The sequence below is a fragment of the Variovorax gossypii genome, assembly GCF_003965815.1.
GTDB classification, from domain to species: Bacteria; Pseudomonadota; Gammaproteobacteria; order Burkholderiales; family Burkholderiaceae_C; genus Variovorax; species Variovorax gossypii.
This window is the reverse complement of the sequence record NZ_RXOE01000001.1, coordinates 621345-640340: the sequence shown is the minus strand read 5'-3', so window position 1 is coordinate 640340 and position 18996 is coordinate 621345. Positions and strand designations below refer to the sequence as shown.

Annotated in this window: 17 protein-coding genes; 1 reads left to right on the top strand and 16 read right to left on the bottom strand. The window is 69.6% G+C overall.

What is annotated here, in order from left to right:
* Positions 1-50: 50 nt before the first annotated feature.
* Positions 51-653, top strand: coding sequence for a DJ-1/PfpI family protein (locus EJP69_RS02850; RefSeq protein WP_126468658.1), 603 nt, complete (start codon positions 51-53; stop codon positions 651-653).
* Here EJP69_RS02850 and EJP69_RS02845 read toward each other — a convergent pair.
* From EJP69_RS02845 to EJP69_RS02770, 16 genes are all read right to left on the bottom strand, one after another.
* Entirely contained in the window at positions 631-2079 is a 1449-nt protein-coding gene (locus tag EJP69_RS02845) for a mannose-1-phosphate guanylyltransferase/mannose-6-phosphate isomerase (RefSeq protein WP_126468657.1), read from the bottom strand. The two genes, EJP69_RS02850 and EJP69_RS02845, sit on opposite strands and share 23 nt — an antisense overlap.
* A gap of 44 nt (positions 2080-2123) precedes the next feature.
* On the bottom strand, positions 2124-2903 hold the full coding sequence (locus EJP69_RS02840; protein ID WP_093195197.1) for a LuxR C-terminal-related transcriptional regulator: 780 nt from the start codon (positions 2901-2903) through the stop codon (positions 2124-2126).
* Positions 2896-4017 (bottom strand): UDP-glucose 4-epimerase GalE, encoded by a 1122-nt coding sequence (gene galE / locus EJP69_RS02835; protein ID WP_093307121.1) that lies wholly within the window; start codon positions 4015-4017, stop codon positions 2896-2898. The genes EJP69_RS02840 and galE overlap by 8 nt, the downstream gene beginning before the upstream one ends.
* Before the next feature lie 28 nt (positions 4018-4045).
* Entirely contained in the window at positions 4046-5293 is a 1248-nt protein-coding gene (locus tag EJP69_RS02830) for a glycosyltransferase WbuB (RefSeq protein WP_126468656.1), read from the bottom strand.
* On the bottom strand, positions 5290-6549 hold the full coding sequence (locus tag EJP69_RS02825; protein ID WP_093195194.1) for an MATE family efflux transporter: 1260 nt from the start codon (positions 6547-6549) through the stop codon (positions 5290-5292). Before EJP69_RS02825 ends, EJP69_RS02830 begins: the two co-directional genes overlap by 4 nt.
* A 24-nt stretch (positions 6550-6573) precedes the next feature.
* Entirely contained in the window at positions 6574-7506 is a 933-nt protein-coding gene (locus tag EJP69_RS02820; protein WP_126468655.1) for a hypothetical protein, read from the bottom strand.
* Between the two features lie 52 nt (positions 7507-7558).
* Entirely contained in the window at positions 7559-8509 is a 951-nt protein-coding gene (locus EJP69_RS02815; protein ID WP_126468654.1) for a hypothetical protein, read from the bottom strand.
* Complete coding sequence (locus EJP69_RS02810) at positions 8506-9585, bottom strand: glycosyltransferase (RefSeq protein ID WP_126468653.1); 1080 nt, start codon at positions 9583-9585, stop codon at positions 8506-8508. Before EJP69_RS02810 ends, EJP69_RS02815 begins: the two co-directional genes overlap by 4 nt.
* Positions 9586-9611: 26 nt before the next feature.
* The gene (locus EJP69_RS02805; RefSeq protein ID WP_126468652.1) at positions 9612-10934 is read right to left on the bottom strand and encodes a hypothetical protein; all 1323 of its coding nucleotides are present in this window, start codon (positions 10932-10934) and stop codon (positions 9612-9614) included.
* 25 nt (positions 10935-10959) lie between these two features.
* Positions 10960-11955, bottom strand: coding sequence for a GDP-L-fucose synthase family protein (locus EJP69_RS02800; RefSeq protein ID WP_126468651.1), 996 nt, complete (start codon positions 11953-11955; stop codon positions 10960-10962).
* 79 nt (positions 11956-12034) lie between these two features.
* Entirely contained in the window at positions 12035-12757 is a 723-nt protein-coding gene (locus EJP69_RS02795; RefSeq protein ID WP_093195188.1) for a sugar transferase, read from the bottom strand.
* The gene (locus tag EJP69_RS02790; RefSeq protein WP_093307127.1) at positions 12754-15081 is read right to left on the bottom strand and encodes a polysaccharide biosynthesis tyrosine autokinase; all 2328 of its coding nucleotides are present in this window, start codon (positions 15079-15081) and stop codon (positions 12754-12756) included. The genes EJP69_RS02795 and EJP69_RS02790 overlap by 4 nt, the downstream gene beginning before the upstream one ends.
* 47 nt (positions 15082-15128) lie before the next feature.
* Positions 15129-16340 (bottom strand): polysaccharide biosynthesis/export family protein, encoded by a 1212-nt coding sequence (locus EJP69_RS02785; protein WP_126468650.1) that lies wholly within the window; start codon positions 16338-16340, stop codon positions 15129-15131.
* A gap of 87 nt (positions 16341-16427) precedes the next feature.
* The gene (locus EJP69_RS02780; RefSeq protein WP_240652012.1) at positions 16428-17381 is read right to left on the bottom strand and encodes an alpha/beta hydrolase family protein; all 954 of its coding nucleotides are present in this window, start codon (positions 17379-17381) and stop codon (positions 16428-16430) included.
* Positions 17374-18198 carry a serine aminopeptidase domain-containing protein gene (locus EJP69_RS02775; RefSeq protein ID WP_093195185.1) on the bottom strand — a complete coding sequence of 275 codons (825 nt, stop codon included), beginning with the start codon at positions 18196-18198 and terminating at the stop codon, positions 17374-17376. Before EJP69_RS02775 ends, EJP69_RS02780 begins: the two co-directional genes overlap by 8 nt.
* Positions 18195-18992, bottom strand: a complete 798-nt coding sequence (locus tag EJP69_RS02770) for a 4'-phosphopantetheinyl transferase family protein (protein ID WP_093307195.1) — start codon at positions 18990-18992, stop codon at positions 18195-18197. The genes EJP69_RS02775 and EJP69_RS02770 overlap by 4 nt, the downstream gene beginning before the upstream one ends.
* Positions 18993-18996: the final 4 nt, after the last annotated feature.

Here is an 18996-nt window from a genome sequence, read left to right as displayed (position 1 = left end):
GATGACTGCATCCCTCCCGCGTCCCTTCCGCATCTCCACGAACCGACACCATGCACATCGCCATCCTCACCTTCGACGGCTTCAACGAACTCGACTCGCTCATCGCGCTGGGCGTGCTCAACCGCATCAAGAAGCCGGACTGGCGCGTGAGCATCTGCTGCCCGACGCCGGAAGTCACGTCGATGAACGGCGTGGCCATTCGCGCGCAGTCGCTGCTGGAAGAGGCGCGCTTCGCCGACGCGGTGGTGGTCGGCAGCGGAGTGAAGACGCGGGAGGTGGTCGCCAGCCCGGAGCTGATGGGGCGCCTGTCGCTCGACCCGGCACGGCAGCTGATCGCGGCGCAATGCTCCGGCACGCTGGTGCTGGCAAAGCTCGGCCTCGTCGAAGGCGTTCCGGCCTGCACCGACCTCACCACCAAGCCCTGGGTGCAGGAGGCCGGCGTGGAAGTGCTGAACCAGCCCTTCTTCGCGCGCGGCAACGTCGCCACGGCGGGCGGCTGCTTCGCCTCGCCGTACCTCGCCGGCTGGATCATCGCGCGCACCGAGGGCATCGAGGCCGCGGAGGCGGCGCTGCACTACGTGGCGCCGGTGGGCGAGAAGGAGGCCTACGTGGCCAACGCGCTGAAGAACATCAAGCCGTATCTGCCGCAATGACCTGTTGCTCGACAGGCACGCATCGGCCGTAGGTGTCGTCGAAGCGCACGATGTCGTCCTCGCCCAGGTAGCCGCCGGTCTGCACCTCGATCACTTCGAGCACCGTCCGGCCGGGGTTCTCCAGGCGGTGGATGGCGCCCGAGGGCAGGTAGATCGATTCGTTCTCGTGCACCAGCGTGACCTCGCCGTTGCAGGTGGCGCGCGCCGTGCCTTTCACCACTACCCAGTGCTCGGCGCGGTGGTGATGCATCTGCAGCGACAGCTTGGCGCCCGGCTTCACGGTCAGCCGCTTCACCTGGAAGCGCTCGCCGAGGTCGATGCTGTCGTAGGCGCCCCATGGCCGCACCACGCGGCGGTGCTCGGTGGCCTCGGCGCAGCCCTCCTGCGAGAGCTTGCGCACCACGTCGGCCACCTGCTCGGCGCAGCCCACGCCGGCCACCAGCACAGCGTCGGGCGTGTCCACGATGATGAGGTTCTCGGTGCCCAGCGCCACCACCGGCCGGTGCGGTGCGTGGATGAAGGTGTTGCGCGAATTCAGGGCGCTGGCCTTGCCGTTGAGCCGGTTGCCGGCGTCGTCCGCCGGGTGCAGGCTGGCCACCGCGTTCCAGCTGCCGACGTCGCTCCACATGCCCTCGAACTTCACGACCGCGACGTGCCGGTGCTTCTCGAGCACGGCGTAGTCGATGCTCTCGGCGCGGCATTCGGAGAAGGCCGCGCTTTCCAGCCGCATGAAGCTGCCGTCGCGCGTCGCGCCGGCGGTGGCCCGCTCGCAGGCCTGCAGGATTTCGGGGGCATGCTCGCGCAGCGCGGCGATGAGTGTGCGAGCCTGCACGAGGAAGATGCCGGCGTTCCAGCTGTAGCCGCCCTGCAGGATCAGCATTTCGGCCACGGGCGCCGTCGGCTTTTCCACGAAGCGCGCCACGGCCTGGCTGTGCCCGTCGGGAAGCGGCGCCCCGGCCTCGATGTAGCCGTAGGCCGTGCTCGGAAAGCTCGGCGCCACGCCGAAGGTGACGATCTTTCCGGACAGCGCGGCCTCGATGCCGGAGCGCACCGTGCGGGCGAACAGCGGGGCATCGGGAATGTGATGGTCGGAAGGCGCGAACAGCAGCAGGTCGTCGGCGTCGGCCACCAACGCTGCCGATGCCATGGCGGCCGCCGTGTTGCGCGCCACCGGCTCCAGGATCTGCCGGCCCGTGGCGCAGGCGTTGTCCATGGTCTCCTTCACCAGGAAGCGATGGTCTTCCGACGTGACGCAGGTGATCGCGGAGTTCAGCAGCGCCAGCCGTTCGAGCGTGAGGTGTAACAGGCTCTTGCCGCCGACCAGCGGCGCGAACTGCTTGGGCAGCGCCTTGCGCGACAGCGGCCACAGCCTGGTGCCGCTGCCGCCGCAAAGAACCACGGGATGGATGGGAAGGAGGGTGTTCATGATCGCCAGCGTCGGGTGTGTTGAAACCGGGTGGATCGGGGCACTCAGATCAGCCCCGTATAGGCCGCGTAGCTCACGGCCTGCGCACGCGAATGCACGTGCAGCTTCTTGTAGATGTTCTTGATGTGCGCGTTGACGGTCTGCCCCGAGATGCCCAGCTTGTTGCCGATCTCTTCGGTGACATGGCCGCGCGCCACGAAGCGCAGGATCTCGCACTCGCGCGCCGTCAGCGTCGCCTCGCGCTGCAGCGGCTCCGCTGGCGGCAGCGCGCCGGGAGGCCGGTAGCTCAGCCTCGAAAGCAGCCTGCGCGCCAGCCGCGGCGTGATGGCCGCGCCGCCGTTGACCACCTGCAGCACGGCCTGCGCAAAGCTCTGCAGCCATGCGTCCTTCAGCAGGTAGCCGGTGGCCCCGAGCTCGAAGGCGCGCAGCACGTGCGATTCGTCTTCCAGCGCGGAGATCACGATGATCTCGCCGGCGCGATGGTGCTCGCGCGCTTCCTGGATCAGGTCGAAGCCGGTGCCGTCGCCCAGCCGCAGGTCGACCATCAGCACGTCGAACTCGTGCGTGGCCAGCAGCCGCCGGCCGTCGCGCAGGCTGCCGGCCTGGCCTTCGAGCTGTATGCGCAGGTCCGACAGCAGCTCCTGGGCGATCACGCGGCGCATGAACTCGTCGTCCTCGACGAGCAGCACACGCACGGGCGAGTCTTCCTGCCCGGTCAGGAAGCCGGGCCACAGGGGCGCGGCGGGCGCGCAGACGCCCGGTGGTGGATATCCCGGTCGGCCGGTGCCCTGCTCGCCGGGCGGGGGAGAAGCGTTGTCAGGCATGGCTATGTCCCACGTTGGAGTTGATATTGGCGTCGGTGTCGGCACCGCTGTTGTCCTGGAAGCGCGGAAGATTCGCGGCGAAGGCCGGTGCCGGGTCGTCGAAGCCGTGCGGGTTGGCGGCTTGCCAGCGCCAGCTGTCGGCGCACATCTGGTCGAGGTCGCGGCGCGCGCGCCAGCCGAGGGCGAGGAATGCGCCGCGCGCATCGGCCCAGTAGGCGGGGGCATCGCCGGGTCGGCGCGGCCCGATGCGCAGCGCGATGCGGCGGCCGCTCGCGCGCTCGAAGGCCGACACCACTTCAAGCACCGACGCGCCATGGCCGGTGCCGAGGTTGGTCATCAGAACACCCGGCCGGCGCGCCGCATGGCGCAGCGCCGCCACATGACCCTCGGCCACGTCCATCACGTGCACGTAGTCGCGAACGCCCGTGCCGTCGGCGGTGTCGTAGTCGGCGCCATGCACCACCAGGCAGTCGCGCTCGCCGGCCGCGACCTGCGCGACGTAGGGCATGAGGTTGTTGGGCGGACCGTGCGGCAGCTCGCCGAGCAGGCCGCTCTCGTGTGCGCCCACCGGGTTGAAGTAGCGCAGACAGGCGATGCCCCAGCGCCCGTCGGAGCGCGAGAGGTCGGCCAGCACGCTCTCCACCATGGCCTTGGTGCGGCCGTAGGGATTGACCGCGTTGCAGGCCGCGGACTCCGGTATGGGCGAGGGATGCGAGTCGCCGTACACCGTGGCCGACGAGGAAAACACCAGCGTGCGCACCCCGGCGCGGCCCATGGCCTGCACCAGCGAGAGCGTGCCGGCCAGGTTGACGTCGTAGTAGCCCAGCGGATCGGCCACCGACTCGCCGACCGCCTTCAGCCCCGCCAGGTGCACCACCGCCCGCACCGGGTGCGCCGCGAACGCGCGGTCGAGCGCCGCCGCGTCGCGCACGTCGGCGCGCACGAGCACGGGCTCGATGCCGGTGATGCACGCCACCCGCTTCAGCGAGCGCGCGTCGCTGTTGACCAGCGTGTCGAGCACCACCGGCCGGTAGCCCGCCGCGATCAGCGCCACGCAGGTGTGGCTGCCGATGAAGCCGGCGCCGCCTGTGACGAGGATTCCGGGGGCTGGCATGGTGGTTGGTCCTCGCGACGGGTTCGCCTCACGCCGCGATGCTGCGCTGCAGTTCCTCTTCGAGGCGCTGCAGGATCACGTTGCGGTCCAGCTCGGCTTCGGCGAAGCGCCGGCCGATCGCTCCCATCAGCTCGCGCGTGGCGGGCGACATCGAGAGCTGTTCGATGGCATCGGCCAGCGCGGCGGGGTCGCCGGGCTCGACCACCACGCCGCGGCCCCACACGGCTTCGCTGAGCGCGGTGCCGGCATGTGCGGTCACGATCACGGCGCGGCCGCTGGCGAGCATGCCGCCGAGCTTCGATGGCATGACCAGGTCGGCTGCGTCGGCGCGCTGCGGCAGCACGTGGATGTCGGCCATGCCCAGTAGCTCGTTGAGCCGCTCGGCCGGCTGCAGGTCGAGAAAGTGCGCGTTGCCCAGCCGCACGCAGGCATCCATCAGCGAGGCGCGGCTCGGCCCGTTGCCGCAGAACACGAAATGGATGTCGTGCGAGCACACCAGCAGCCGCGCCGCGTCGGCCAGCAGCTCGATGCCCTGCTTGCTGCCCAGGCTGCCGGCATAGAGCACCACCACCGCCTCGGCCGGGATGCCCAGCTCGGCCCGATAGCCCTGCGCGAATGCGCCCGTGACCAGCGCGGGGCGCTCGACGGGGCGGATGGCTTCCACGTCGACCCAGTTCGGGAACAGCACCAGCCTGGACTCGTCCACGCCTTTCTCCCGGGCCTTGGCGAGCATCGTGGACGAAATGGTCGAGACGCGGTCGAACTTGCGCATCAGCCAGCGCTCGGCCGCCAGCGCGAAGCGGCGCACCCGTTCGCCGCGCACCCAGCCCAGGCCGAAGGCGGCGTCCACCTCGTAGTCCTGGATGTGCAGCCACGAACTGGCGCGCAGCAGCTTCGCCAGGCACAGCGCGGCCGGTGCGCAGGAGACGGGCGGCTCCACCACGAACACCACGTCGGGCCGCCAGCGCAGCTGCGCCAGCAGCAGCGGAATGCTCGACAGCGTGAAGGACAGCAGGTGCCCGATCCGCCCCAGTGCGCGCGGCTTCCGCGGCACCCAGGTGGGCGCGCGCCAGACCTTGACGCCGTTCCAGTCGTCCTTGCGGTAGGCCCATGCCGAGTAGCCCTCGGACACGGCCCATTGCGGAAAGAAGGGCGGCGACGCGATCACCCGCACCTCGTGCCCGCGCGCCTGCAGCCATTCGGCCATCTCGCCCGAGTACTTGCCGATGCCGGCCAGCTCGGGCGCGAAGTTCATCGAATAGACGAGGATCTTCATGACGACCGTCCCCGCGCCAGCAGGCGCAAGATGGGGAAGAAGCCGAAGTGCAGGCGCATGCGCGTCTCGCACAGCACGAAGTCGGTCACGCAGGCAATGAAGAAGACGTAGTGCGGCTTGCCCGGAAAGAGCACCGCCACCGCGCCGTAGGACGCCAGCCGCAGCGCCACTTCGAGCAGCGCCCACCGGCCGAGCGAGCCCATCGAGGTCTTCAGCGACAGCACCATCTCGTGGTGGATCGTGTAGGTGCGCAGCAGGAAGTACGGCGCGATGCACAGGAAGATGGAGCGCGCCTCGTTGCCCAGCTTGAGCAGCGGCGCTGCTGCCGTGATGAGGGCCGCCAGCCCGACGAAGAGCGCGCAGCCCAGCAGGAAGGAGTGCTTCGCCAGGCGCAGCTTCGCCGCCGTGAAGTTGCCGGCCTCGGTCTCCAGCATGGCCGGCGTCTTCGTGAAGAGGAAGGACTGCACGAACTGCGACGGTGCCTCCGCCAGCAGGAAGGCGAGCTTGAAGGCGCCCACGTAGCTCAGCGGCATGAAGTACGCCACGATGAGCAGGTCCGACTTGCGCAGTAGGAACATGAGCAGCGAATACACCGTCGCGCTGGCCTGCGAGCCCAGTTGCAGCGCGGCACGGCCGATGGGCGGCGCGGCACCGTTGGCCGGCAGTCCCACCGCCAGGCACACCATCACGACGGCGATCAGGTTGATGAGCAGCAGGTGCGCCACGCCGAGATCGAAGCGCACCGCCACGCACAGGCTCACGCCCGCGACCAGGACGGTCGCGCGGATGCCGGCCTCCAGGTTGAGCAGCCCCGCGTGCCCGAGGCCGCGGCTGAAGGAAAGGCGCAGGCTGTTGAAGGCGAACACGGCCAGCGTCGCCACCAGGATGGCGAAGGGCGCGTCGCCCACGGGCATGCGCTGCACCGTGAGGATCACCGTCACCAGCACCGTGGCCAGCGGCAGGCCGATGGCCAGCGTGCGCACCACGTCGCCGCGCGTCACGCCCGGCGGCACCGTGGCCGCGTGGCGCGAGAAGAGCAGCGAGCTGCCCAGCGTGCCGACCACCAGCGCCACTTCCATGACCGACTGGTAGATCGAGTACTCGCCGAAGCGCGCCGGCGGAATGCTCGCCGCCATCAGGAAGATGGCCAGGAAGCCCGACAGGTACACATAGAGCCGCGAGGCGAGCGCGCCCAGCCCGGACAGCCAGGCCATGCGCGCGCCGGGCGGCGTGAGTGGCAGGCTGAAGTGCTTCATGGCGCGGGCTCGCTTCTCGTTCGGCTATTTGCCGGCCGGCACGCGGTGCACGCGGCGCGTGTCGATCACCCGGCGCGCGAACGCACCGGCGCGGAAGGCGTTGTTCTTCGCGCGGCGCGCCATCTGCAGCGCGTAGGTGACGGCCGCCACGGTGAGCATGTGGCCGCGCAGCGCATACGGCATGGCCATCTTGGCGCTGCCCTGGAAGTGCAGCGCCACCACGCGCGTCATGTCGCCGGTGGTGCTCGTCAGCCAGGCCTTGCCTTCGCGCCAGGCGATGCGCTTGGCGCCGCCCAGCACCTTGAACTCCCCGCGGTGCAGGTTGTGCATGCCGTTGATGTTGTGGTCGACGACCGTGCCGTCGAGCACCCGGTTGATCGGGTCGTCGTTGCCCGTGGCGTGTGCCCAGAGGTACAGCAGCGTCATGTCCGAGACACCGCCGCGCACGCCCCGCGCGGCGAAGCGCGCCGCGATCTCGCGCAGCTTCCTGCGACCCGAGGGTGTGGAGTAGCTGTCGAGCACGTAGGCCACGAAGCGGCGCAGGCCGTTCGAGGTCCAGTAGCTCACGTGCGGCGAGATCTGGCATGGGTTCCAGCCATCGGCCGACTGCATGCGCGAGCCCGAGAAATCGGCCTTGCCCGCGAGCCGCCTGATGTGGGCCCCTGCGCCCTGGAAGAGCAGCACGTCGCTGTCGACCAGCACGAAATCTTGCACTTCCGGGTGGAATTCCAGAAACCGCGCTAGGAGAAAGTAGCGGCGGAAACAGATCTTCTCGAACTCCGGAGGATTGCTCGACAGGTGCACGTACGAGCGGCAGAAGCGCTCGTAGGCCGGGCCCGCGTCGGTGTCCGACAGCACGAAAAGTGACTCGCCGGCCAGCTCCGCCGACTCGCGGCACAGCGCGAGGGTCTTGTTCTGGCGGTCTTCGACGACGATGAAGGGCAAGGAAGATTTCATGGCGCTTGATGAAGGGTTGACGGGATGTGACAGCGATTCGTTGATGCGGACTTCAGGGCTTGCTGCGCGCCGTGACGCTCTTCATGAGCGCAACGTGCGCGGGAAGAAAACGGCCCGTGGCGTCGATGGGCATGTCCAGCGTGAAGAGCCCGTTCGCGGCGGCGGCTTCCGAGATCCAGTCGCGCAGTTGCGCGGCGGTGAAGCGCGCCGGCGTCTCGCGGCCCCACGAGGCGCCGAGCGGAGTCAGCACATGGAAGGTCAGCTCCGACGGCGGGCTGGTCAGGTGCGCGGGCGGCTGCATGTATTCGCCGGCCATCAGGTTCTGGCAGGGTGCCGACTTGGCGCTGAAGCGCTCCGCGCCTTCGCCCGCGTTGAAGGCCAGCAGCCGGCTGGCCGCCCCGGTGCGCGCCGCGCCGCAGAGCATTTCCCAGCCGGCGGGCGTGATGCCCCTGGTGTTGTAGGTGCCGTCGAACCACCAGCCGCTGGCGAGCACGCCGTAGCGTTCCGACCAGTCGCGGATCACGCTCGACCACGCGGCGATGAAGCGGGCGGGCGGCGGCTCCTGCTCCGACACGTCGCCCAGGCAATCCATCAGCGCGCGGTCGCCCTGCGGCGCGCGGAACGGCAGGTACAGGATCAGCGTGATGCCCCGGCTGCGCAGCGCCCGGCCGATCTCCAGCGGAAGATCGCGCGGCGGGCGGTTGGCGGCGCTGGACGGGCAGAGCACTTCGAGCGCGGCGTTGGGCGCGATGTACTGGCCGTTGTTCTGCCCGAGCGTCAGGATCAGGTGCGAGGCGCGCATTTCCGCCAGCGAAGACGCAAAGGCCTCCACGTCGAAGCGCTTGATCTCGCCGATCGACTGCTTGTCGGGCAGGTAGTGCACCATCACGCCGAAGCCCGGCACCGGAAGGGCCGAGGGCTGCGCGTGGCCTGCCAGCGGCAGCGCCGCCAGCAATGGCAGCGCCGCGAGAAGGCGCACGGCGGACAGCAGGCGCCCCGTCATGACATGGCCCCCGCGAGCGACAGCGCGCCGCGCTTGAGCATGAGATAGCGCCCCGCGACGTTGGCGGGCGCGCAGGTGGCGGCATGCGCCCACGCCGGGCGCGTGTGCTCATGGTGCGCGAGATACCGGGCGAGCGGCTGCGGATCGCCGTCGTCGGCGCCCACGAAGAAGGCGTAGTCGGTGAAGAGCTCGCGATGCACCGGGATGTCCGACAGCAGCAGCGGCACGCCCAGCGTCGCCGCCTCGGCCGCCGAGAGATTGAAACCCTCGAAGGTGGACAGCGAGATGAACGCGGTCGCGCCCTGGTACAGCCGCAGCAGCTCGTCGCGCGACACCAGTCCCCGGTGCCGCACGCAGCAGCGCACCTCCGGCGCCAGCACGGACACCATGCGTCCGACCGCGTCAGCGCCGTTACCCGTGATGTCGAGGTAGTCGACCAGGCCGGCGGTCTTCATGCGCTCGAAGAGGGCGAGGATGCCGTCGAAGTTCTTGTGCGGGTAGTAGTGGTAGGCCGCGATGAGGTAGCGCTCGCCGGCGGCGGTGGCGGCCGGGGCCGCAGCGGGCCGGGGCGCATCGACCGGATTGAAGATCACCGTCGAGTGTCCGCAGCGGCCGAAGTGGCGCTCGAAGTCCCGCTGGCTGCTGCGGCTGATGAAGACCACGTCCGCGGCGCTGCGCGCGGCGCGCCACAGGTTCCAGTCCAGGAACAGGCGCTTGCCGCGCCCGAAGTACTGGGGATAGGCCTTGTACTGCAGGTCGTGGACGACGACGATCGAGTCGCGGTGCCGCCCCAGCGGCGTGAGCGGCAGGTAGTAGTTGGGGAAGACCGAGAACAGCTGCTCGCCCGTGAGCAGCACGCGCAGGCGATGGAAGTTGTAGAGCAGCGTGTCGAGCACGAAGCGGCTGATCTTCAGGCGCTGCGCCAGCGCGAAGAGGCGCGGATGCCGCTCGCTCACCGGCTCGACCCGGTCCTCCGGCGACAGGCGCATGTGGCGCAGAAGCACCTCCGACACGTTGAGCACGCCGCCGGCCGCCTTGTTGAAGCGGATGGTGTCGTAGTAGAGGAACGTGGCCATGTTTCTTTTCTTTCCTTGCGGGCTCTTCAGGCGCCCGGCAGGCCGTGCCGCAGGGTGCGCGCGGGCATGCGGCGCGCGCGGGAGCTGAGTGCGCCTGCGATGGCGGCGGCGATCAGGCCCGAGACCATGAAAGGCCCCCAGCCCAGGATCGGCCCGCGCATGAACGGCACGTAGGCGGCCAGCAGCACCAGCGCCGCCAGGTAGGTGCTCGACACCGGGCGGTTCGGATCGACGGCGCGGTCGACCGCCCGGAACGCGGCCGAGATCGCGAAACCGAAGAGCGCGGGCCCGGCCAGTCCGAAGTCGAAGTAGGCGGTAGTGAAGGGCGGCAGCGACAGGTTGCTCTGCGAGAAGTTGCCGAGGATGGCCGACCAGCCGAGCGGGTCGAAATCGGGAAACATCTTCAGGTCGCGCGGCAGGAAGAACGAGAACGCCGACAGCAGGTAGCGGCCCCAGCCGAGGTCCGGGATGGGCGCGCGCTCCAGGATGCCGGCCACCACGAACATGGCGTCGAAGTCCTGGCTGAAGGGAAAGGTCCGCAGCTCCTCTCCCCACATGCTGCCGCGCGAGATCAGGTTCAGCATCGGTCCCAGGCCTGCGATGGCGCCGAAGATCGTGCCCGCGAGCAGCCAGCGCCGGCCGCGCCCCAACGCATGGATGAGCAGCGGCAGCAGTCCGATCAGCAAAACCTGCCGCGCCGTGTTCACCGGATTGGCCGCCGCCAGCGCCAGCGCGAAGGCCATGCCCGCCGCGCACCAGGACCACAGCGTCCTGCGGCGTACCGCATGGATGGCCAGCGCCACGAAGCACAGCAGAACCACGAGCTTGGGCAGCGTGGAATAGAAGATGAAGTCGATCGGCACGTTGTCCTCGCCGCCCACGCCAACGATTCCGCGCGCCACGAAGTTGAGCTCGGGCTTGATGAACAGCGAGGCGAAGGCCGCGAGCGAGCAACTCAGCAGCAGGAGCAGCGGGTGGGCCACGCCGACCAGTTGCTTGTCGTGGCGCCCGGGATGGTGCACGGGCCCGTCGGGAACGCCCAGCCGCGCTGCTTCCACGCCCGCCATGTACAGCACCAGCAGCGTCAGCGCCAGCGTGTGCGACTCCGTGCGCATGACGCCCGCGTCCCAGAACTCCAGGTCGTGCGAGATCTGCATCGCCGGCGCGATCGAGAAGTAGGTGAGGATCGCCGTGTAGTGGATCAGCAGGAACACGCTGCCGCCGGAGCCGCCCAGCATCGCCAGTTGGACCAGCGACAGCACCGCCACCGCCGCGTAGCCCCAGGCCGGATCGACCAGGCCGCAAAGCATGGCGCAGACGATGCCGGACCAGAAGGAGAGGGGGCGCATGGCGGGCCTGCCGTGGGTGGCTGTTTCAGGCGTGGGCGTGTGCCTGGACCTGCTCGGTTTCCTCTACCGGGCGGATCGCCTCCTGGTAGTCGGCGTAGGTGCGGCGCAGCCCTTCGGCCAGCGGCACCGTTGCATGCCAGCCGAGGCTTTTGGCGCGCGAGACGTCCAGCAGCTTCCGGGGAGCACCGTCGGGCTGGGCGAGGTCGTAGCGGATGGTGCCGGTGTAGCCCACCACGTCGCGGATCAGCTCGGTGAGCTCGGCGATGGACACGTCCTCGCCGGTGCCGAGGTTGATGTGGCCGCGCATCGCATCGGTCTGGCGGTCGTACTCGGCGCGCGACAGGTTCATTACCGCGAGACAGCCTTCGACCATGTCGTCGACATACAGGAACTCGCGCCGCGCGCGGCCGCTGCCCCAGATCAGCACGCTCGGGGAATTGCTGATCCTGGCCAGGTGGAAGCGCTGGATCAGCGCTGGCACCACGTGGCTGTTCTCGATGTGATAGTTGTCGCCCGGGCCGTACAGGTTGGTCGGCATCACGCTGCGGTAGTCGATGCCGTGCGTGGCGCCGTACTGGCGGTTGTAGCTCTCGCACAGCTTGAGCCCGGCGATCTTGGCGATGGCATAGGGCTCGTTGGTGGGCTCTAGCTTGCCGTTGAGAAGGTATTCCTCGCGGATCGGCTGCTCGGCCATGCGCGGGTAGATGCAGCTGGAACCGAGGAACAGCAACCGCTTCACGCCAGAGACGAAGGCCTGGTGCGTCACGTTGGTGGCGATGGCCAAGTTCTCGTAGATGAACTGCGCCGGATAGGTCATGTTGGCGTGGATGCCGCCGACCCTGGCCGCCGCCAGGTAGACCTGGTCGATCTGCTCCGTCGCGAAGAAGCGGGCCACGGCCGCCTGGTCGAGAAGATCGAGTTCGGCATGGGTTCGCGTCACCACGTCGTGACCCAGTTCGCGCAGGCGCCGTGCCGTCGCCTGACCCACCATGCCGCGATGACCTGCAACAAAGATTCGCATATGAGCTTTCGGTGAAGTGGTTGATGTGGTTGATGTGGTTGAGTCGTCGGAAAAGAGGGGAGCAGGTATCGGGGCCCGGCTAGCGCGACCCGCGCGCACCGGTCACCACCCCGAAGGTCTTCAGCAGGATCACGAAGTCCCGCCACAGCGACAGGTGGGCCACGTACTCCGCGTCCATCGCGGCGCGGCGGCGGTAGCTGATCTCGTTGCGGCCGCTGATCTGCCACAGGCCGGTGATGCCCGGGCGCACGGCGCAGTAGTGGCCCCAGTAGTCGCCGTACAGCTCCTTCTGCGCGAACATGCAGGGGCGCGGGCCGACCATGCTCATGTCGCCCTTGAGCACGTTCCAGAACTGCGGGAACTCGTCGATGCTGTACTTGCGCAGGAAGGCGCCGAAACGGGTGATGCGCGGGTCGTGCTCCAGCTTCTGGTAGACGGCCCACTCGCGCCGCGCGGCCTCGTTCTGGCGCAGGTGGCGCGCCAGCACGGCGTCGGCGTCGGCCACCATCGAGCGGAACTTGTAGAACTTGAAGACGCGGCCGTTGCGGCCGTAGCGCGGCTGCATGTAGATGGCCGGGCCGCCCGAGGTGTAGAGCACGCCCAGCCAGATCAGCAGGTAGGCCCAGCCGAAGAAGACGAAGAACGAGCCGGCCATCAGGATGTCGGCAGCGCGCTTGGCGCGGCGCAGCCAGGGCGCGCCGCCCATCGGCATGTACGGGGCCGTGTTGGCGGCGGCGCCGATGCCCGAGTTGCCGGGGCCCCGCCCCGTTCCCGTGGAAGAGGTGGATCGCAGCGTGTTCATGATTCGGCGTGCTCCGGCAGGATTCGCTTGGGCATGACGGTGTCGGCCGTGTCCAGCGCGAATGGAGGATCGCGGCGCGCCACCGGGGCGTAGCCGTAGTAGCCGTAGCCGTAGCTGCGGTTGCGCCGGCGGGAGGTGTCGACCGCGTTGAACACCACGCCGTGGAAGGCCGCGCCCACGTGGGCCAGGCGCTTGGTGCTTTCCAGCAGCTCGCCCATCTCGCTGTTGTCGGCACGGGCCACCAGCAGCAGGGTGCCCATGCTCGGTGCCATCGCGGCGGTCTCGGAGGCCAGCAGCGTGGGAGGCGCGTCGACCACCACCACGTCGTAGCGCGTCGAGAGCGTCGACAGCGCATGCGCGAAGGCGTCGCTGGTCATCAGGCCGGCCGGGTCCGGGTGCAGGGTGCCCGCGGACATCACGTCCAGGTAGGGCAGCACGTGGTGGTGGATGGCCTGTTCCAGCGGCACGCCGCCGGCGATGGCGTCGGACAGCCCGTCCTTGCGCTGCAGCCCGAACTCCTCGCTCAGGCTGCCGCGGCGCAGGTCGGCGTCGATCAGCAGCACGCGCTTGCCCGATGCCGCCAGCAGCGTCGCGAAGTTCGACGACACGAAGGTCTTGCCAGCGCCGGCCGTGGCGCTGGAGATCAGCACGCGGTTGTTGGGCGCGCCCATCATCACGAACTTCAGCGCGGTGCGCAGCCGCCGCAGGCCCTCGAGCGCCGGGTCTTCCACGTGCAGCGCCGCCAGCACCTTGATGCCGGGCTTGCCGTCGCGCACGGCGCGGTCGAGCACGCGCTGCTGCGTGCTCAGCGGAATGGTGGTGTATACGTTCAGCCCGATGACAGCCTCGATGGATTCGGGGTTGCCGATGGAGCGCTTCAGGTTCTTGCGCGCCATCGCCGCCGCGCCGCCGGCGAACAGGCCGCCGGCCAGCGCCAGCGCGACCACGATCAGCGCCTTCGGCCGTACCGGCTTCTCGGCCACCAGCGCCTGGTCGAGCACGCGCACGTTGGCCACCTTGCCTTCCTTGGCCAGCCGCATCTGCAGCGAGCTGTTCAGCAGCGTCGCGTAGAGCTCGGTGTTGACCTTGATGTCGCGCTGCATGCGCAGGGCGTTCTGCTGCAGCATCGGCATGCGGCGGATGCGGCCGTCGACGGTGCCCAGCTCCCTCTTGAGCGAGGCGATCTGCGCGTCCAGCGTCTTCACCATCGGGTGCTCGGAGGTGAAGCGGCCCACCAGGTCCAGCCGCTTCTGCTTCGCGTCGAACAGCTTGGCCTGCAGGTCCACGTTCTGCGACAGCGCATTGCGGGCCTCGTCGTCCAGGTTGACGGTGCCGTTCTGGTTGCGGTACTGGTTGTAGGCGTCCTCGGACTGCTCCAGCTGCTGCTTGAACTTCGGCAGCTCGGTGCCCAGGAAGGCCAGGCCGCGTTCGGCCTGCACCGTCTTCTGGTCGATGTTCTGCCGCACGTACAGGCCCGCGATCTCGTTGAGCACGGCCGCGAGCTGGTTGCGGTTGCCCGACTGGAGGCTGACGTCCATCACGCCCGACTGCTTGCCTCTCTCGACCACGCGCAGGTCCTTCTGCAGACCCAGCAGCGTGAGCTGCTTCGAATGGCGCACCAGCTCGAAGGCGCCGCCGGGGCGGGCGTCGATCGAGCCCACCAGCAGGTGCAGCGAGCCGCCGGGCACGGTGGCGTCCAGCGGCACGCCGACCTTGCCGTGCAGGGGGGACTCGATGGCCGGGTTGGTCAGAGCGTAGTTGCCGTCGGCGCCGGCGACCAGCGTGAACTTCTTGCCCTCGAGCGCCTGGGGCACGTCCATCCGCGCGACGGCGATGCTCTCGGTGCCCGAGACGTAGTTGCCGTAGCCGAAGATGCCGGGAGAGGAAAGCTGGCTCGAATGCCGCGAGAGGAACTCGCCCACCACCGGGATGTAGCGCGGCTTCGCGTCGATGTAGAGCAGGGTGTTCTCCATCGCCTGGCCCAGCACCATGCGCGAGCGCAGGATCTCGGTCTCGCCGGCGGTCGGCGTCTTCACGTTGATGCCGCCGCCTCCGTTGGCGTCGCCGGGAAAGTTGCCGCCCGAGCGGTCCGGGTCCTCGACCTGGATCAGGATGTTGGCCTCGTACACGCGGGTGCCGAACAGCGCATAGCCCACGCCGGCCAGCAGCGCCAGCGCGGCGATGCCGGCAATCAGCCAGCGGCTGTCGATCAGGATGTCGAGGTACTCGTGGAACCGGGATTCCCGGGTCCAGGCGGTGGTTTCGAGCACCGTCACGGGAGCCGCCGCGGGGGCGGGAAGCGTAGGTTGCCAGCGCGCGTTCATGTGTGTCACCTTTTGCTGTTGCTTTCCTGGTCCGGATACGCGGGCGCCTAGCGGCGGGCGGTGTCGCGGGCGAGGTTGACGACCTGGGCGGCCGGCAGGATCAGGCTGAACACGCGGCTCCAGCTCACCAGCGGCACGCGGTCCACGTAGACCACGTCGCGCGGCTGCAGCTCGAAGCGGTCGGCCAGCGCGAGAGCCACCGGGTTCTTCGCGTTGAGGGCGAAGACCTGCTGCACGTCGAGGTTGTCCGGCGCGTTGCGCACCACGTAGATCTGGCCGGGGTCGGAGGTGGCCAGGTCGGGGCCGCCCGCGTCGCCCAGCGCCTCGTTCAGGCTCAGCCGGCCGTTGTTGCGCATCTGCAGCGCGGAAGGTGCCCGCACCTCGCCCATCACGTAGACCCGGCTGTCTTCGCGGGTGCCGACGTTCACCACGTCGCCGTTGCGCAGCGGGATGCCGTTGCCGTCCACGCCCAGCGACTGCAGCATCGGCAGGTTGATCTCCGTGGAGACGCCGCCGCGCGTCAGCGTGATGCGCGCGCGGTCACCGGCCTGGGTGAAGCTGCCGGCGCGGCTGATGGCCTCCGACAGCGTCATCGGCACGTCGGTGAAGATCTGCAGGCCCGGCGTGCGAACCTCGCCCTGCACGTAGGCGCGCTGGCTGCGGAACGACTGGATGCGCACCGTCACCTGCGGGTCCTTGATGAAGGCCTTGATGCGCCGCGCGATCAGTTCCGAGGCGCCGCTCTCGGTCAGGCCCTGCACCTTGGTGCGCCCGATGTAGGGAAAGAAGATCTCGCCCTTGGCGTCGACGATGAAGCCGGGCGCCACCGTCACGCCGGTCGGGTCGGACTGCTGCGCGATCACCGCGCCGGCGTTCGGCAGCAGCTCCGGATGGTCGTACACGATGATGCCGACCACGTCCCCCGGCCCGATGGTGTAGACCGGCGCCGCCGCGAAGAGGCGCTTGATGTTCTCCGGCGGGCCCTTGGGCTTCTGCGCGAGCTGCGTGCGGATCAGGTCGGGCGTGATCGGGATGATCTTTCCGCTGTCCGCCGAGGCCGTGCTGTCGCCGTTGGTCTTGCCGTAGCCGAGCGGCCCCACCGAGCCGAAGCCCGGCGCGCAGCCCGACAGCGCCACCAGCCCGAGCGACAGCAGCAGGGCCAGGCCGAGCCATCGCAGGCGGGACTCGGCCTCCGTCCGGGACAGGACTGCGAGAGGGCGCGTTCCGCGTGATTGCGTCGCTGGATCGTGGCGTTGCATGGTGAACTCCTTGACGGTCGGTTGTTGGCTGGTGAGGGGCTGGTTGTTGGCTTGTCGACAGTGGTTGCAATGGGTGAAGGCCTCGCCTCAGGGCGCGGCCCAGGTGGTGGGCATGGACTGCTCCGCGCCGGACGGCGCCCGGCTGCCCTGGCTGCGCCGTTCCGTGCTGGCGCCGAAACAGCGCTCGGTGACCCAGTCGCCCACCGAGCGCAGGAACAGCTGCTGTCCCTTCTCGGTGCAGACGGTGTGGTCGACCTCGCCGATGAACTCGTACTGAACTCCCTGCGCGAAGGGCTTGCGGGCGAAGGCGCCGAGCTGGTCGCGGCCGCGGTCGCAGACATGCAGCGAGCCCGAATACAGCAGCTGCACCGCCACGTTGCGTTCGACGAGCCGCTCCAGCGCCGCGCCGAACCAGATCGCGTTCGCCTCGGGCGCGCGCCTTTCGGCGAAGAAGCCCGGCAGCGGCACCGTCGAATGGCTGCGAAGGAAGCGGCGCTGCAGCCAGCGCCGGGCCTTGCCCGGAAACGAGGGATGCGCGGGCGCGGCCATCGCGCGGCGCAGGTTGCGCTCCAGGCGCGCGCGCAGCTCTGGGAAGGCGAAGCCGTCGAACAGAGACACCGCCACCACGCGCTTGTCGGCGAGGGCCGCCGACATCGCGTGCTGCACGCCCGAGCACATGCCGACGATCACGAACTGGCGTGCGCCCAGCATGCGCTCTGCGGCGTCCATGGCCGCCTTCAGGCTGTGCACAGCGCGGATCTGCAGGTCGGGCGACGTGTCGAGCGCGTCGCTGTCGCCGACACCGCCGAGATCGAAGCGCAGGCTGCCCACGCCGCGTTCAGCCAGCAGGTGCGCCAGCTTCACGTTGATGCGGCGCGGCCCCACGCGGTGGTTGGCGCCCATGTTGAACATCAGGCAGGCAACGCCGCCCGGCGCCGGCCGTGCGGGCGCCGTGAGCATGCCCATCAGCGCATCGCCCGGGCCGAACAGCAGCGGCGTCTGTTTCGCGGCCGCCTTCACGTCGTATTTCGCGTCATTCATGAAGCGCCCCCTGGAGGCGGTTGAGCGCGTCGGCCGGGACCATCGCGCTGTTGGGATAGGGGTCGGAGGTCCAGTCGAGCTGGTGGCTGAAGTACGCGAGGCGCACCGGCATGTGGCGCGATTGCTGGTCGGCGGCCCACTGGGCGGTGCGCTCGTCGTCGGGACCGGCCAGCACCAGCGTGTCGTGCAGCGCGGTGAGCGGCAGCGACTCGGGCACCAGCGCCGCCAGCTGCGCGCGCAGCGCGGGCGAGAGCAGGGTGCCCAGGGCTTCATGGGGGATGGCCTCGGGCTCCTGCACGAGGTCGCGGCGCCAGGCCAGGTCGGGGATGCAGAAGGTGGTGTCGATCGCCGCCACGTGCTGCTCGCGCAGCAGCCGCGCATAGCGGCGCCCGTCGATCACCGGCTCCCACAGCACCAGCCGCACCGGATCGCAGCGGCCGCCGCGCGCGGCCAGCACGGCCACGGTGGCGCCGAGCCGCGCGCCGATCCACACGATGGAGGCTGCGGGCACACGCCGCCGCAGCTCCTCGTGCGCCGAACACAGGTCGCGGCGCCAGCCGTCGAGTTCGCCCTCGACCTCCTCGCCGGGCGAATCGCCCGAGCCGTAGAAGTCGAAGCGCAGCGTGGCGATGCCCGAACGCGAGAGCCGTTCGGCCAGCACCTTGAAGAAGCGGTGCGTGCGCAGCCCCTCCTGGCCGAAGGGCGGGCACAGCAGCACGGCGGTGTCGTTCCCGCCGCGGTCTTCCTCGGCCGGATGGAACACGCCGAAGACCTGCCGCGAGGCCGGCCCGAACATGATCGGCTCGAAGCGGGTCATGGGGCGATCTCCATGCTGCGCGCCGGGGCGCCCGCTTTAGGCGGGAGAGACGGGCCGTTCGCATACCCGCCCGTGTCGCCCGCGTCGCCCGAACCGGCCGCGCCGAGCCGGTTCGCCCGCGCCTCCGTCTGGCGCCACTCGGCGATCGCACCCACGCAATCCAGCCGCGCGGGCGCGGGCCCGAGCACCAGCCACAGGATGCGGCCGGCCACCGAGAGCTCGACGCTGCGGCAGTCGGCTTCCAGCCCCACCTCGAAGCTCTGCGACGACACCAGCAGCCCCACGCCGATGGCCTTCAGGCAGGCCTCCTTGCGGGTCCAGCAGGTCAGGAAGGCGCGGTCGCGCTCCTGTGCGGGCAGGGCGGCCAGCGCTTCCTGTTCGCGCCGCGTGAAATGCTCGGCCGCGAGGATCGCCGCGTCCGGCACCGGGCGCAGCAGCTCGATGTCGGCGCCCAGCGGGCCGCGTCCGCCGATGGCGATCAGCGCCAGTCCCTGGCTGTGGCTCAGCGAGAACTGCGTACGCGCATGGCCCGTGAGCGACGGCTTGCCGAAGGAGCCCTTGGACAGGTGCAGCTCGGCGTGATGCAGGCCGGTGTACTCGCTCAGCGCCTGCCGCAGCGCGACATGCGAGGCCACGTAGCGCTGCCGGTCCAGCTCGAAGCGGAAGCCGTCGGCGCGGGCGCGTTCCTCCTCCGAGAGAAGGTCTTCGGACGGGAGGTCGGTGAAGCTGTCCAGGTCGACGTACCGGCAGACCGGTGCGTCGATGGAGAGCGCGTAGAGGGAGCTGGCGGTCATGCTG

Bases quoted from the DNA above. Each gene is read 5' to 3' on its own strand.
- EJP69_RS02850 (WP_126468658.1), top strand. From the start codon at position 51: ATGCACATCGCCATCCTCACCTTCGACGGCTTCAACGAACTCGACTCG.
- EJP69_RS02845 (WP_126468657.1), bottom strand. From the start codon at position 2,079: ATGAACACCCTCCTTCCCATCCATCCCGTGGTTCTTTGCGGCGGCAGC.
- EJP69_RS02840 (WP_093195197.1), bottom strand. From the start codon at position 2,903: ATGCCTGACAACGCTTCTCCCCCGCCCGGCGAGCAGGGCACCGGCCGA.
- galE (WP_093307121.1), bottom strand. From the start codon at position 4,017: ATGCCAGCCCCCGGAATCCTCGTCACAGGCGGCGCCGGCTTCATCGGC.
- EJP69_RS02830 (WP_126468656.1), bottom strand. From the start codon at position 5,293: ATGAAGATCCTCGTCTATTCGATGAACTTCGCGCCCGAGCTGGCCGGC.
- EJP69_RS02825 (WP_093195194.1), bottom strand. From the start codon at position 6,549: ATGAAGCACTTCAGCCTGCCACTCACGCCGCCCGGCGCGCGCATGGCC.
- EJP69_RS02820 (WP_126468655.1), bottom strand. From the start codon at position 7,506: ATGAAATCTTCCTTGCCCTTCATCGTCGTCGAAGACCGCCAGAACAAG.
- EJP69_RS02815 (WP_126468654.1), bottom strand. From the start codon at position 8,509: ATGACGGGGCGCCTGCTGTCCGCCGTGCGCCTTCTCGCGGCGCTGCCA.
- EJP69_RS02810 (WP_126468653.1), bottom strand. From the start codon at position 9,585: ATGGCCACGTTCCTCTACTACGACACCATCCGCTTCAACAAGGCGGCC.
- EJP69_RS02805 (WP_126468652.1), bottom strand. From the start codon at position 10,934: ATGCGCCCCCTCTCCTTCTGGTCCGGCATCGTCTGCGCCATGCTTTGC.
- EJP69_RS02800 (WP_126468651.1), bottom strand. From the start codon at position 11,955: ATGCGAATCTTTGTTGCAGGTCATCGCGGCATGGTGGGTCAGGCGACG.
- EJP69_RS02795 (WP_093195188.1), bottom strand. From the start codon at position 12,757: ATGAACACGCTGCGATCCACCTCTTCCACGGGAACGGGGCGGGGCCCC.
- EJP69_RS02790 (WP_093307127.1), bottom strand. From the start codon at position 15,081: ATGAACGCGCGCTGGCAACCTACGCTTCCCGCCCCCGCGGCGGCTCCC.
- EJP69_RS02785 (WP_126468650.1), bottom strand. From the start codon at position 16,340: ATGCAACGCCACGATCCAGCGACGCAATCACGCGGAACGCGCCCTCTC.
- EJP69_RS02780 (WP_240652012.1), bottom strand. From the start codon at position 17,381: ATGAATGACGCGAAATACGACGTGAAGGCGGCCGCGAAACAGACGCCG.
- EJP69_RS02775 (WP_093195185.1), bottom strand. From the start codon at position 18,198: ATGACCCGCTTCGAGCCGATCATGTTCGGGCCGGCCTCGCGGCAGGTC.
- EJP69_RS02770 (WP_093307195.1), bottom strand. From the start codon at position 18,992: ATGACCGCCAGCTCCCTCTACGCGCTCTCCATCGACGCACCGGTCTGC.